At 39.7% G+C, this 13697-nt stretch carries 12 protein-coding genes and 2 pseudogenes; 5 read left to right on the top strand and 9 right to left on the bottom strand.

Features of this window, described 5'->3' with window-relative positions:
* Positions 1 to 95: 95 nt before the first annotated feature.
* Positions 96 to 1382, bottom strand: coding sequence for an NAD(P)/FAD-dependent oxidoreductase (locus tag FOC32_RS13965; protein ID WP_004784170.1), 1287 nt, complete (start codon positions 1380 to 1382; stop codon positions 96 to 98).
* 214 nt (positions 1383 to 1596) lie between these two features.
* Positions 1597 to 2910, bottom strand: a complete 1314-nt coding sequence (locus FOC32_RS13960) for a D-alanyl-D-alanine carboxypeptidase PBP6B (RefSeq protein ID WP_004784169.1) — start codon at positions 2908 to 2910, stop codon at positions 1597 to 1599.
* A 175-nt stretch (positions 2911 to 3085) separates the two neighbouring features.
* Here FOC32_RS13960 and FOC32_RS13955 point away from each other — a divergent pair, with 175 nt between their 5' ends.
* Positions 3086 to 4789: a M61 family metallopeptidase gene (locus FOC32_RS13955; RefSeq protein WP_004784167.1), complete on the top strand. Its 1704-nt coding sequence runs from the start codon at positions 3086 to 3088 to the stop codon at positions 4787 to 4789.
* A 66-nt stretch (positions 4790 to 4855) separates the two neighbouring features.
* Here FOC32_RS13955 and paaI read toward each other — a convergent pair whose 3' ends face one another.
* The 3 genes from paaI to FOC32_RS13940 all read right to left on the bottom strand — a co-directional run bounded on the left by paaI (position 4856) and on the right by FOC32_RS13940 (position 6291).
* Positions 4856 to 5248: a hydroxyphenylacetyl-CoA thioesterase PaaI gene (gene paaI, locus FOC32_RS13950; protein ID WP_004784165.1), complete on the bottom strand. Its 393-nt coding sequence runs from the start codon at positions 5246 to 5248 to the stop codon at positions 4856 to 4858.
* A 169-nt stretch (positions 5249 to 5417) separates the two neighbouring features.
* Entirely contained in the window at positions 5418 to 5816 is a 399-nt protein-coding gene (gene uraH, locus FOC32_RS13945; RefSeq protein ID WP_004784162.1) for a hydroxyisourate hydrolase, read from the bottom strand.
* Between the two features lie 31 nt (positions 5817 to 5847).
* Positions 5848 to 6291 carry a GlcG/HbpS family heme-binding protein gene (locus tag FOC32_RS13940; protein WP_004784161.1) on the bottom strand — a complete coding sequence of 148 codons (444 nt, stop codon included), beginning with the start codon at positions 6289 to 6291 and terminating at the stop codon, positions 5848 to 5850.
* A gap of 174 nt (positions 6292 to 6465) precedes the next feature.
* Between FOC32_RS13940 and FOC32_RS13935 the strand changes: the two are divergent.
* Both FOC32_RS13935 and FOC32_RS13930 read left to right on the top strand, forming a co-directional pair.
* Positions 6466 to 7137, top strand: a pseudogene (locus tag FOC32_RS13935) (heavy metal response regulator transcription factor).
* Positions 7134 to 8495: pseudogene (locus tag FOC32_RS13930) on the top strand (heavy metal sensor histidine kinase). Before FOC32_RS13935 ends, FOC32_RS13930 begins: the two co-directional pseudogenes overlap by 4 nt.
* Positions 8496 to 8503: 8 nt before the next feature.
* Here FOC32_RS13930 and FOC32_RS13925 read toward each other — a convergent pair.
* Positions 8504 to 9286, bottom strand: a complete 783-nt coding sequence (locus tag FOC32_RS13925; RefSeq protein WP_004784150.1) for an rRNA large subunit pseudouridine synthase E — start codon at positions 9284 to 9286, stop codon at positions 8504 to 8506.
* Between the two features lie 479 nt (positions 9287 to 9765).
* Between FOC32_RS13925 and FOC32_RS17265 the strand changes: the two genes are divergently transcribed.
* The gene (locus FOC32_RS17265) at positions 9766 to 9906 is read left to right on the top strand and encodes a hypothetical protein (protein WP_004784147.1); all 141 of its coding nucleotides are present in this window, start codon (positions 9766 to 9768) and stop codon (positions 9904 to 9906) included.
* 161 nt (positions 9907 to 10067) lie between these two features.
* On the opposite strand, the gene FOC32_RS13920 is transcribed toward FOC32_RS17265, so the two are convergent.
* Positions 10068 to 11000 carry an IS5-like element IS17 family transposase gene (locus FOC32_RS13920; protein ID WP_104425911.1) on the bottom strand — a complete coding sequence of 311 codons (933 nt, stop codon included), beginning with the start codon at positions 10998 to 11000 and terminating at the stop codon, positions 10068 to 10070.
* A gap of 306 nt (positions 11001 to 11306) precedes the next feature.
* Between FOC32_RS13920 and FOC32_RS13915 the strand changes: the two genes are divergently transcribed.
* A complete protein-coding gene (locus tag FOC32_RS13915) occupies positions 11307 to 11492 on the top strand; it encodes a hypothetical protein (protein WP_004784145.1) in 186 nt (61 codons plus the stop codon).
* A 677-nt stretch (positions 11493 to 12169) separates the two neighbouring features.
* On the opposite strand, the gene FOC32_RS13910 is transcribed toward FOC32_RS13915, so the two are convergent.
* Both FOC32_RS13910 and FOC32_RS13905 read right to left on the bottom strand, forming a co-directional pair.
* Positions 12170 to 12340, bottom strand: a complete 171-nt coding sequence (locus FOC32_RS13910; protein ID WP_175967786.1) for a hypothetical protein — start codon at positions 12338 to 12340, stop codon at positions 12170 to 12172.
* Between the two features lie 45 nt (positions 12341 to 12385).
* Positions 12386 to 13518 (bottom strand): IS3 family transposase gene (locus FOC32_RS13905; RefSeq protein ID WP_223235881.1). Its coding sequence is split into 2 segments (ribosomal slippage): positions 12386 to 13266 and positions 13266 to 13518, totalling 1134 coding nucleotides; the frame shifts between segments, so codons are not numbered across the junction.
* Positions 13519 to 13697: the final 179 nt, after the last annotated feature.

Genomic DNA, 13697 nt, shown 5'->3' with positions numbered 1-13697 from the left:
TGAAATTGTATTTTTGTAGACTAAAAATAGCAAAAAAATGCAATTTGACATGTTTAATGATGATTTTTTCATATATGAGGACAATATTTACAATTTCAATGCAATTTCAGCTTGGGTGCAATTTTTCGTGTAACAAAGTCTTTGGCAGTTAACAGGCCAGCATGGGCATAGCCATGAATGGTGGCCTGATGAATCCGGTACAGGGATACATACATGGATTTCGCGACAAAGCCTTGAACATTGACCTGACCCAATAATTCACCGACAGCACTGTTTTGACTTAAAGACACTAATGAGCCTTTGTCAGAAAACTTGAACATCGGTAAATAGCTTTCGCCATTAATGCGTGCTTTTAAGGCTCTGACCAGAAAAGCGGCCTGCTGGCTGGCGACCTGTGCACGAGGGCCTAAAGCTGGTTGATCTGCTTCAGGCTGACAGTGAGCACAATCACCAAAAACGAAAATATCCGGGTCTGACAGAGTTTGCAGAGTTGCATAAACTTTTAGGCGATTAATGTTGTCTTTTTCCAGCTCTTTAAGTTTTGCCAGAACTTCAGGTGCTTTAATTCCAGCAGCCCAGACTTTAATTTCTGCTTCGAGGCTTGAATCATCAGCAAAGTAAATCTGGTCTTCATCGACTTTAGCGACCCTATGACTGGTTAATACCTCAATACCTAGACGATCGAGTTGCTCCATGGTGTGTTCAGCCATTTTCTCAGACAGTGCAGGTAAGATCCGATCAGCGGCTTCAATCAAAGTGATTTTGACTTTATTTGGATCAATTTTGTTCAGACCATATTTAAAAAAGTTTTGTTTGGCGATCACCAGCTCGGCAGCCAGTTCTACACCAGTCGCACCAGCCCCAATGATGGCAATTTTAAGCTCACGGGAAGAGGTTTGATTTTGAGCATTGAGATAAAGATGTAGCAGATCCTGCTGGAAGACATCGGCCTGCTGGCGGCTGTCGAGAAAATGACAGTATTGGGCAACACCTTCCGTATTAAAATCATTGGAAGTGGAACCTAGTGCTAACACTAGCGTGTCATAGCTGATCTGTTTCTTCTGTTTAGGCTGAGCTTTTTTAGAAAAATAATCTGTTTCCAGAATAATTTCTTTAGCCTCACGATCCAGATCAATAAATGTTCCCAGCACAAAGTGATAATGATGAGCTGCAGCATGACTAAAATAATTGGTTTCTTCTGCATGCGGATTAAGCGTACCTGCAGCAATTTCATGCAATAAGGGTTTCCAGATATGCGTCAGTTTCTGATCTACTAGGGTGATATGTGCTTTGCCACTCTTGCCTAAGGTTTCGCCCAATTGAGTAGCCAGCTCCAATCCACCTGCGCCACCACCTACAATTACGATTCGATGTGCTGTCATATATTATTAACCTATTTATTTTTCTAATAAAAATAAGAGAAATTTAGACCAAATATACTATGGCATGGGCAGCAGGCCGTCTTGATTAGAATTGTTATACAAATTACAAAACGTAGCAATTATGTCAGGGGAGGTAAAATTGACGAGAGGAAAGGAAGAAATCTATGGAGGGAGTTAGAAGACAAATGAGAGGCCTTCTAACTGTATTCAGCGCTTATTTCTGGATTGGATAGAGTTTGGCACTTGGTGCACTTTCTGCAAAGATGCCAAAGAAGCTGGATAACCAGCTTAAGAATTTCTGGAAGAAACCTGCTTCTTCAAGCTCAACCATATCTTCAATCTGGATGGTACGAATAAGCTGATTATTCTGATAGACATGAATCGTCGCCAATGGCATCACTTTGGCCATAGGTGCAATCAGTTCAGAAGCATTCATTTCTACATTAATATGGGTCTGGGTTTCATGTAGCGGTTCAATGCTTTGCATTACACCATCACCTGTATTCAACATCACTCGTTGATGGTTTTGATCGAACTGGTTCAGGTCAATGGCATAATTCTGATCATATAAAGAGGTCGTAATAATCTGCGGCTGTTTGGTCTCTACCTTAAACATTTTTAAAGTCGATTTGATCACCGGTAATTCAGCCAGTAACTGTTTGTCTTTAATGGCGACTTCATTACGAGTATAGGTATACGCCAGATTCATCAACTTATGCGACACTTCAGCACGTTTGGCAGCACTTTTAGTCCCTAGAACTACCACAATCAAACGACGATGGGGCAGTTCCATATCATAAGTCGGACGATTGGCGGTAAGCGCCAGGTTATAGCCGGCTGCGCGAGTGAAGCCCGTTTTTAAACCGTCCACGCTTGGGTCCACTTGCAACACGCGGTTAGTGGCGCGGTGAAAATGGTTGTTATAGCTAAAACTTGGCTGCTTGGAATAATACAGATAGTCTGGAGTCTGGTTGACCACAGCTGCCGACAAACGCGCCAGATCGGCTACAGTAGAATAGTGCTCAGGCATGGTAATGCCGGCCGGATTCTGGAAATGGGTATGTACCATGCCCAAAGCTTTTGCTTCCCGATTCATTCGCTCGACAAAGCTTGGAATATCACCTGAAATTTTTTCTGCCAATGTCACAGCAGCATCATTCGCCGACATGATAATCAGGCCTGCTAGAAGCTGATCAATCGAAATCTGCTCACCTTCTTTCAGGTACATTTGTGACTCATCCCACATCACTGTTTTCACAATCGGCGTTGCAGTTAATACTTCACTTTTATCCAATTTACCTGCCTGAATTTCCTTGAGTGCAATATAAGCGACCATCATTTTGGTGAGGGAAGCAGGTGCACGTTGAACATCGGCATTGTGTTCGGCAATGACCTGACCTGATTGTGAGTCAAGAATGGTCCAGGCTTCTGCTTCAACGCTTTCAGGCAAAATATTCAGAAGGGCAGCATATGAAATTGCAGGCACAAACAGGCTGAGAACTGCAAGCAGTGAGATGATGTATTTCAAAGATGTTCCTTAATAACCAACCGGTCGATGAACGATTTAATTTTCACGCATGCTATGCCTTTTTTTAAAGGATAGCTAGTCAGAAATGTAGACAAATGCGACAGCTAAGCAATACTGGCCTAAAAAATGCTAAGCTAAGCTATAACTCATTTATTTGTATTTTATATCGCCCATTATGTTGCATTATCAAATCGAATTTGACGATTATCGTCAGCACCTTATTCACGTAACTCTTCGCTTTTTAGCAGACCCAACGCAAGTCCTTTCTTTACCGACCTGGATTCCGGGCAGTTACTTGATTCGTGAGTTCTCAAAGCATATTGAGGCGGTCAAGGCTTATGATGAGGATGGACGCCAGCTACAAATCCAGAAGTTTGAAAAGAATAAATGGCGTTTATTCAATACGGATCATGAACTGATTACTGTGGAATACGATGTCTACGCGTATGACCTGTCTGTTCGTGGTGCATATGTGGATCAAAACCGTCTCTATGTGAACCCGGCTTGTGCATGTTTGGGGCTGGAAGGTCAGGAACGTAAAGAAATTGAAGTTGAAGTATTCCTGCCGGATGAGCTGAAACATTTCCAGCTTGCGACGGGTATGCAGGCCAAAAGTCTGGTCAAAGGTCGCTATACCTTAAAAGCAAAAAACTATGCTGAACTGATTGATGCACCGTTTGAACTGGCAGAGCAGACCCGTTTCAGTTTTGAAGCCAATGGCATTCCGCATGAGTTTGTGGTGTCAGGCAAACATGCGATGAATGAACAGCGTATGAAGCAGGATATTGAGAAAATCTGTGCGACAGAAATTTCCATGTTCGGTTCTGCACCATTCAATGATTATACCTTTATGACTATGGCAACCGGTAACAGCTATGGTGGTCTGGAGCATCCGAACTCAACCAGTCTGATTACACCGCGTGATGACTTCCCTAAAGCAGATGAGCCTGAAGAGCCATCGAAAGATTATCAGCGTTTCCTTGGTCTATGTAGTCATGAGTATTTCCATTCATGGTTAGTTAAATTTATTCGTCCAGAAAACTTCGTGAATTATGACCTGAACAAAGAAGGCTATACCTCTTTGCTTTGGATCTTTGAAGGGTTTACGTCTTATTATGACGACCTGATTCTGCTACGTAGTGGTGTGATCAATCAGGAATCTTATATTGCATTGCTGAAAGCGCAGATTGATCGCTATTTGCAAAACCCGGGACGTTTTATCCAGTCAGTATCTGAGTCTAGCTTTGATGCCTGGGTGAAATTCTATCGTCAGGATGAAAACTCAAACAATGCCGGTACAAGCTACTACAATAAAGGCTGTTTAGTCGCATTGTGTCTTGATCTAGGTCTCCGTCTGCGTGGCTCAAGTCTGGACGCTTTGATGCGTAAGCTTTATGAAAATACGCAAAATGGCATTCAGGTCAATGAACGGACTATCTTTGAGTTATGTCAGGAATTGACAGGTGATAACTGGTTAGAACAGATCAATCATTTGATCAATACCACAGATGAATTGCCTTTAGATCAGTTACTACCTGAATTTGGCGTGAGCTATACGCTGAAAAATGACAAGTCATTACCATTTGGTTTGAAACTTGCAGATAAGCCTGAAGGTGTGCTGGTTCAGTCTGCACGTCGTGATGGAGCAGGGGTGAAAGCGGGCCTTTCAGCGAATGATGTAATTGTAGCGATTGATGGCCTTAAAGCAACGACGAAACTTGTCGAGAAATATGCGAAACAGGAAGGTACGTATACTGTCCATGCATTCCGTCGTGATGAGCTGATGACTTTTGAAGTTCAAAATGGTGGTTCTGAACTGACTGAGGTTGAGTTAAAAGTTGAAGATCAAGCTAAAGCCGAGAAATGGTTGAAAGCTTAATCAGAATGTTGCTATTAAAAAAACCGCTGTTAAGACAGCGGTTTTTTATTGGGTTTTTTAGATGATTTATTTAATGATCAGTCGTGAAGTTCCACGGAATTCAGCCACGATTTGATCTTTCTGATTCAGGATCTGAATATCGTAAATACCACTACGACCGCTACTGGCCTTATGTTCAGCTATGGCGATAAGGGTATCACCTAACAAAGCTGGTTTTAAATAATGAATCCCGCAATGTTGGCCGACTGCTGGGTGTTCGCCGGTATTGCAGGCAATGGCAAATGCAGCATCAGCTAATGCAAAAATCACAGCGCCGTTACAGGTTTGATGTCCCTGTAAATGTTGTTCAGTCACTTTAAGTTCAATCTTCGCATGATTGTGGTTATAGGAAATTAGATGTGCACCGAGATACTGAATTAATCGGTCCTGGTTAAACATTTGATTCACTTGCTGATCCATTGCAAAACTCCTTTTTAGATACACTTTATTTTAAAAATAATAATTATGTGAATCATAAATAGCATTTCAGGAGATAAATAACAAGCGAAAGCCAGATGAATGATAAAATGCAGCTGTTTTACACATCAAAATAAAGCGCCATGAAAATGACGCTTATAGATAATAAGGATTAGTTGCCACGATAGGTTGAATAACCATAAGAGCTCAGTAATAAGGGAATATGATAGTGCTCTAGAGTACCGTCAATCGTAAATACCACAGGCACTTCAGGGAAGAAGGTGCGTTGATTATTGGCCTTAAACCAGTCACCGGTTTTGAAGGTCACTTTATAGATGCCTTTCTGTAAAGCAGTATCTTTAGGATAAAACTCTTTAATACGGCCATTAGCATCTGTTTTTAACTCATTCAGTTTTATCCACTTGTCACCTTGCTGAGCTTCCAAAATCACCGCGACATTGGCGGAAGGCAGCCCAGTTTCCTGATTCAGCACATGCACACTTAAAGGATTCTGTGCAAAAGAAAAGCTTGCTGTCACCGCTAGAAGAGCACCAAAAATAATTTTTTTCATGGGTTTGATCCTATTCAATAGATGGATAAAATTAAAGTTGTTTTAAAGTATGTTGAATGCCTTGTACGGCACACTGATGATCCTGTTCAGAGCCACCAGAGCCTGCAACACCAACAGCGCCAATGAGCTGGTTTTTATAAACCACAGGCACCCCGCCGCCCAGTAATAACAATTCACCCAAGGTATTTAAATTCTGTGCATCCGGGTTCTTTTGTGCATGACGCATAAAATCCAATGTACTTGTCTTAGTCGAGTATGCAGTAAAGGCTTTACGCTGTGATGCAGTTAAATTGTGAATTCCGACAGATTCATACCGTTGACTGGCCAGAACATTGCCGCCTTGATCCAGTACCGTGACTGCAGCGGGTTTGCTGGCTTTCTGACAAGCTTGCATGACATTCTCAGCAAGTTGGTTTGCTGTGTTCAAGTCCATAATATAGGCCGTTTTTAATTCAGCATGGCTTAAGCTGACCATCGCCAAGCTCGCTAGATATAACAATATTTTTCTCTGATTCAATCTGCTTATCATGATAATGTTCAATCATATAGAAATTGAGAAGATCATAATCAAATAATTGAGGCCCATGGATGACAATCAGATTACCAATTTGTAATCTTTGCGCTGTATGAAATTGATTAAACTCAGCCCATGCATATTTTAATTGTAGAAGATGGAACCAAAATTGCCGGCTTTTTGGCTACAGGCTTAAATGAATCCGGCTACCAGACTACACAGCTAGGTAATGGCCTGCATGCCTTATCGGTGCTGGAACAGCAACAGATTGATCTGGTATTGCTGGATGTGATGCTGCCCGACCTGGACGGCTAGCAAGTCCTCAAAACTTTGCGTACTTTCTCTAAAGTTCCCGTACTCATGCTGACGGCCAAAGATCATGTGCTTGACCGGGTCAAAGGATTGGAACTAGGTGCAGATGACTATTTAATCAAGCCTTTCTCTTATATCGAACTCTTGGCCCGTATCAAGAGTCTGCTGCGCGGTGTACCCAAAACACAACATGAAATGTATCAAGTGGCCAATTTAGAGCTGAATCGTTTAACCCGGGAAGTATTTCGAGACCAGCAAAAAATTGAGCTTACCCAAAAAGAGTTTGCACTTTTGCAGTTGCTGATGGAACACCAGTCCGAAGTGTTAACCCGGACACAAATTGCTTCACTGGTCTGGAATATTAATTTTAATACCGATACCAATGTCGTTGATGTTGCTGTACGCCGATTACGTTCTAAAATTGATGACCATTTCAGTCCAAAACTTATTCATACGGTACGTGGTATGGGCTATAAGCTGGATGCGCAAGCATGAAAATGCATTTGGGCACACGTCTCGGCATCGCTTTTGGCCTCATTTCCTGTATCGTTTTTCTAAGCATCGGTGGATTGTGTCCTATCACAATATGCAGCAGATAGTGCAACAACAGCAGGATGAAGCTTTGGCCTTGCGGATTTCCAGGATTGAAATATTTCTGGCTGATCAGCAAAGCTTTCAGGTGCTGATCGAACATCCAGAGCTTTATGAGAATATGCTTGGACAGGAAGACAACTTACTGATCCTTAAAAACGCGCAGAATACATTAATTGATATTAATCCTTTAAATATTACTATTCCTCTATTGGATTATCACACCAAGCTAAATTATCAAAATAATAAAAATTGAACAACCCACGACCCGTTTGGCATTTAAGCAAGTGGACTTTAATGGACAGACTTATCAACTGATTGCCGGTAAGCAACTCATAGCAGGGCAACAGGTTTTAAAGCATTACCTGATAAAATTAGTGATCTACACTCTGCTTGGTATTATTTTATCCACCTTGTTAGCCTGGCTGATGGAACACTATCTGCTACGATCCATGCGTCAATTAATTTATGCCACTCAGCAGATTAATGTACAGCAGCTGGATCAACGCATCGAGTTGCCATCCCGAACTATTGAGGTGCAGCAACTAACAGAGGCCATAAATGCCATGCTGGACCGAATACAGCAAGGCTATGAACAGCTGGTCCGATTTTCTGAAGATATTTCTCATGAATTACGAACGCCCCTGAATAACTTGATGGGGCAAACCCAGATTGCCTTGTCGAAGTCACGTAGTCGCGATGAATTAGAAAATCTGCTGTATTCTCATCTGGAAGAATATGAACGTCTGACCCAGATGATTGAAAACATGCTGTTTATCGCCCGGGTAGAACATGGTCATTATCAGATAGAAAAATAGACACTAGAACTGAGCCAGATCATAGAAGATTTGCTGGCATATTTTTAGCTTCTGGCAGAAGAAAAAAATATATCTATTTATACGGATATTCCGGCTCAACTGAATATAGCTGCGCATCCAGAATATCTGCAACGTGCGCTTGCCAATTTACTCAGCAACGCAGTGCAGTATGGAAAGGAAAATGGAGAGATCAGAATCACGGCGATGACTACAGAAAATAGCTGTCGGATTGATGTGCTGACAGCAGGTGTACAGATCCCCGAGCAGTATTTAGCCCATCTGTTTGAACGTTTTTACCAGATTGAAAGCAGCCGGCATCAAAAAGCCCAAACGGGTGGTTTGGGCTTGGCGATTGTGCAGTCGATTATGCAGTTGCATCAGGGGGAAGTTCAGGTGAATAACCATCCTCAAGGTGTGGTCTTTAGTTTGATCTTCCCGACCTGAGCAGTGGCTTAACGGGTACGACGGCCACGACTCTTAGTATTTGGACGGGTAGTACCATTAGTCTTGCGACGTGGTTTTTCACCTTCTTCCATTTGCCAGATACGCGGTGTACCGGTTTTTTTCTTGGTGCCGTCTTTCGTTACTTTCTTGTTAATCGGTTTACCACCGGTACCACCCGGCTTTTTCACATAAGAGCGCGAGCGGTAAGGTTCTTGAGCAGGCACATCTTTAAAGTCTGGATAAAGTAGGGGTTCAATTTCTTTAGTTTCACCTGGCTGTAAACCTAATTGAACCAGATCAATCGAACCGATTTTGGTGCGGATCAAACGTAAGGTAGGAAAGCCGACTGCTGCAGTCATACGACGAACCTGACGGTTACGACCTTCACAGATTGAAATTTCGACCCATGAAGTTGGAACAGAAACACGGAAACGTACAGGAGGATTGCGTTCCCATAACCATTCCGGTTCAGTGACTTTAATTGCTTTGGCTGGCAGCGTAATACCGTCATTCAGTTCAACGCCTTTACGAAGCTGTTCTAGAGCTTCTTCGGTTATATCACCATCGACCTGAACCAGATAAGTTTTGAATTTTTTGCTGGCTGGATTAGTAATATATTGGTTTAAACCACCATGATCGGTCAGGAACATCAAACCTTCAGAATCCATATCCAGACGACCGGCAATACGCAGATCCGGATCGTCTACGAAATCCGCCATAGTCTGATGTTTTTCATCTGGACGAAATTGGGAGAGGACGTCATAAGGCTTGTTAAGAATGACAATTTTCACTTTAACCTACTAAAATATATAAAATAATTCTGATGTGGCAGTCATGTTGCCCATTGTAATACTCCTTTACTTATAAATAGGAGATAAGGGAAGACATAAAAGAGTCCACTAAGTGGAAGCTATCATAGCAGATTCTGATTTATCTTCCTCGAATTTATGTTTTGCATCAAATTTGATTGCGTTTGATTGCGACCATGCCGCTTTAAAATGATGTACTTTTTGTATTCAAATATGATCTTCCGTTTAAGAATGTTAATCATCGATAATCTACATTTTCGACTGCACTTGTCGATTTAGTTAAGGGAAAATAAGGCAATTCAAGGCAAAGCAAAAAATTGATAATGATTTTTATAGACCTGAAATGGCTTTGATGAATTTACATACCATACAAAAAGCTTTCCAAATTGACTTAGACCACTACAAAACAAGCTGATATTTTAATTTCACAGTTTCTAATATTTTTAATTTTGAGGTGAACAATGAAATTGTTGACTTTAATTAGTATGGGTATTGCAGCAAGTTATTGTTATAAAATCATCAAACATAACAAGCAAAATCTTTCGAATCTAAGTTTTGATGAAGTGATTAATCAACACATTTTACGAGATTTTATAGCCTGAGCATTACTTATATTTACTGCTAGTTTAATTTGATTATAAATAGAAAATCTCAACATATATTGTTGGGATTTTTTATTTTTATCATTTGAATATTTTTAGATAAGATAAGGGCTTTGTTGCACAAAGATTTGAAATGCAAAGCGCCCCTAATTGAGCCAAATTTAAGGCGTAACTTGGGTAAGTGGTCGACCTAATTCCGTAAATCTGTTGAGGACTGCTACACGTGCATGAATTTCATTCACCTGACTAGGAAAGCTTCTTGCCATTAATTTATCGCCTAATAATTTGATGCAATGCATCTTGGTTTCCACCAAACTGCGGCGATGATAGCCTGACCATTTTTTCCATAATGTCCTGCCTAAACGTTTAACTGTTCGAAGTAATTCATTTCGCTCTAGCGAGCTACTCTTTGTATCTTTCCATGGTTTCGCATTTTTTCTAGGTGGAATCACCGCATGTGCTTGCCGATCTGCAATGACCTGACGGCATTGCTTGGTGTCATAAGCTCCATCGGTATAAACAGAGTCAATCTGCTCATCTTGTGGAATCTGATTAAGTAAATCACCAAGCACCTGTGAATCACTGACATTATTGGTTGTGAGTTGAATAGCGCGTATTTGTAGGGTTTTGGCATCTATACCAATATGTAGTTTACGCCATTGGCGACGATATTCAGCTCCATGTTTCTTGCGTTTCCATTCGCCCTCACCTAGAAACTTCATGCCTGTAGAGTCTACGAGTAGATGCAGCCCATCGCTACTTTTTTGGTAGCTGATTGCAATATCAATATGCTTTTGTCTTCTACAAAGCGTACTGTAATCTGGTGCGGTCCAATTTAATCCGCAAAGTTCAATCAGACTTTGCACAAAGCCAGTGACCATACGTAAAGACAAACGGAATAGAGATTTAATCATTAAGCAGCATTGGATAGCTGCGTCGGAGTAGGTTTGATTTCGCCCTTGTTTGCCTTTTGATGGCGCATACCATTGCGTAGCAGGATCAAACCAAATGGCAATATTTCCGCGACTCATGAGTGCTCGGTTATATGCGGGCCAATTGGTTGTGCGGTAGATTTTGTGTGTAGGCTTCTTCATTTGAAAATTATATCGCTGAAAAAGCCTTTACAGATAGGTTTGTGCAACAAAGCCTAAGATAAGTAAGAAAATTTATATCAAAATGAAAGTTACATGATTAGACTTCTTGCGTTAGTCAAAATTTAAACAGCCCAAAGCTACATTTTATAAGGTTTTAGCCAATTCAAAAATTAGGTAAAACGATACTTTCGCAAGAGGTCTATTAATCTATTAAATAGTCAATTAATACAACTCTATAAAGCAATGTAAACGAAAAATTCAAATCTTCTGCTAAATTAAAAATAAACCAAATGTGTGGAGGTTTGTATGAGAAATATACCAGAAGGAACCCAGGTTATTCATCATATATCAGCTCAGGACTGTGCATTCTATAAGGAAGAAAATGGAATTCTGAAAGTCTGGAATAGTGGCACTTGGGTGAATGCGATTGTACCAAATCTGGAAAAGATGATGGAGCTTGATTTCGAGTTAGAAGTACTCAAATCTATGTAGTAATTTAAAATTTAAAGATCCTTCTATTTAGGATCTTTAAATTTATATTGAGATTTTAAAAATAATAAAAAATATCTTTACGATAAAAGAGAATTTTATTGAAAATAAAATAGCAGTTGTTGATTAATTAAAAATACTTATTAGTTGTTTAGTTTTAATTTGATATCAAATAAGGAAAATAAATTATGAAATAGTAAAATTAGAAGCTATGAAATAACTTAAAAAGACATTAAGTTCAAAAGCTTAAATTTTGGAATGGCAATATATTACATAGAAAATTTTTTTATAAACAAAGATTATTTTATGATTTCAAAGAAATAATCTATTAATTTTTTAAATAAAATCCATTAAGTAAATGAAAATTAAGAATATATTTATTGATAATTAAGGTTTAATTTATAGTTTTACTCTCTTATATTGTGTTTTACTTTAGTTTAAATATTCAAGATTATGTAATATTTTGTTATTTGGTTTTATGCTTATGTAGTGTATAAATAATATACAGCTCTCCATGAGGGAAAAACACATGACTAAAGCAGAATTAGCTGTCTCCGCATTGGTCGTATTCCTTATTACCTTGATGGTTTATGGAGTAGGACAATCATTGAGTTATTAAAATAACTTTTCCTAATGATTCCCGTATGTAAATAAAGCCCTTCGTGGGCTTTATTTTGTTTTCAGTCTGAGTCTGAATCATTCTTCTGATTTTCAGAATATTCTAGCGCAGCTTTTTGTGCTTCTGCGGCAGCTTTAGCTTCCAAAGGAATAGCATCTGCTGCAATAGTAGAAGTACCATAAAAGCCCATCGTAATGAGTATTAGAATTTTCGAAGAGAGGTGGTCCCACATGTTTGAACAACTAAAAGCTTATTTATAAGTGATACTCTGCTCTAGTTAAGCTACCTTATTTTGTTGTGGTAGCTGGTCATAGTAAAACTCATCTGGAGTCATTTTGTCCAGACTCGAATGAGGTCGTTTCAAATTATAAAATTCAAAATATGCGTTTAATTGCTTCTTCGCATCCAAAACATTGCTGTAGGCTTTGAGATACACCTCTTCATATTTAACGCTCCGCCATAATCGTTCAACCATCACATTATCAACCCATCGACCTTTACCATCCATACTGATTTGAATGCCATTTGATTTCAATACATCAATAAATGCATCACTGGTAAACTGACTGCCTTGGTCTGTATTAAATATTTCAGGTCGACCATATTTTTCAATAGCTTCATTTAATGTTTCTATGCAAAATGTAACCTCCATACTAATCGATACTCTATGCGCAAGTACCTTGCGGCTATGCCAATCAATCACAGCACATAAATAAACAAAGCCTTTTGCCATAGGGATATACGTTATATCCGTAGACCACACTTGATTACTGCGCTGAATAGCCAATCCTTTGAGCAGATATGGATATTTGCGGTGAGCTTGATTAGCCTGGCTTAAATTTGGTTTGCAATATAACGCATTAATGCCCATTTTCTTCATTAAAGTACGTGTATGACGTCGTCCTATATGATGTCCTTGACGATTCAACAAATCACGCATCATACGGCTACCTGCAAAAGGGTATTGCATATGTAACTCATCCATACACCGCATCAGCTTCAGATCTGATGCACTCACAGGTTTTGGGCGATAGTAATAACAACCACGGGAGACTTTCAGCAGCTGAGCTTGCTTAGATACTGAAATCTGAAGTGAGTCATCGATTAACTTTTGTGGTTGAAGCGGCCCAGTTTCTTCAACACACCTTCTAAAAAATCAATTTCTAATGCCTGCTCACCGATTTTTGCATGTAGTTTTTTTAGATCGATGGGTGGTTCTGTTGGAGCTTTTGATTGATCGAAAGCTTGCGAGGAAGCTGAAATCAGTTGATTTTTCCAGTCGATAATTTGGTTTTGATGAACATCAAATTCAGCACTCAATTCAGCAAGTGTTTTTTCTGCTTTAATCGCAGCAAGTGCTACCTTAGCTTTAAAATCATTTGAATGATTTCTTCTTGGTCTACGTGCCATAAAATACTCCATATATTGATGTTTATAACATCATTTGGGGAGCAAAATATCACTTATAAGTGTTGTTCAAATTTCCTGATCCACCTCTAAAACTGTTTCATACAAAATCCTCTAATTTTCTAAAACTTGATTTCAGTATAGGGGATAAAACTCTCTGCACATGTATGAGCGGTGTCTGC

Source organism: Acinetobacter sp. FDAARGOS_724 (assembly GCF_013364475.1).
Lineage (GTDB): Bacteria > Pseudomonadota > Gammaproteobacteria > Pseudomonadales > Moraxellaceae > Acinetobacter > Acinetobacter variabilis.
Note: the sequence above shows the minus strand (reverse complement) of the source record. Positions and strands in the feature narration are given on the sequence as shown.

Coding starts and splice junctions, on each gene's coding strand:
- FOC32_RS13915 (WP_004784145.1), top strand. CDS start 11,307: ATGAGAAATATACCAGAAGGAACCCAGGTTATTCATCATATATCAGCT.
- FOC32_RS13940 (WP_004784161.1), bottom strand. CDS start 6,291: ATGGTCAGCTTAAGCCATGCTGAATTAAAAACGGCCTATATTATGGAC.
- FOC32_RS13965 (WP_004784170.1), bottom strand. CDS start 1,382: ATGACAGCACATCGAATCGTAATTGTAGGTGGTGGCGCAGGTGGATTG.
- paaI (WP_004784165.1), bottom strand. CDS start 5,248: ATGGATCAGCAAGTGAATCAAATGTTTAACCAGGACCGATTAATTCAG.
- FOC32_RS13955 (WP_004784167.1), top strand. CDS start 3,086: ATGTTGCATTATCAAATCGAATTTGACGATTATCGTCAGCACCTTATT.
- FOC32_RS17265 (WP_004784147.1), top strand. CDS start 9,766: ATGAAATTGTTGACTTTAATTAGTATGGGTATTGCAGCAAGTTATTGT.
- FOC32_RS13920 (WP_104425911.1), bottom strand. CDS start 11,000: ATGAAGAAGCCTACACACAAAATCTACCGCACAACCAATTGGCCCGCA.
- uraH (WP_004784162.1), bottom strand. CDS start 5,816: ATGAAAAAAATTATTTTTGGTGCTCTTCTAGCGGTGACAGCAAGCTTT.
- FOC32_RS13910 (WP_175967786.1), bottom strand. CDS start 12,340: ATGTGGGACCACCTCTCTTCGAAAATTCTAATACTCATTACGATGGGC.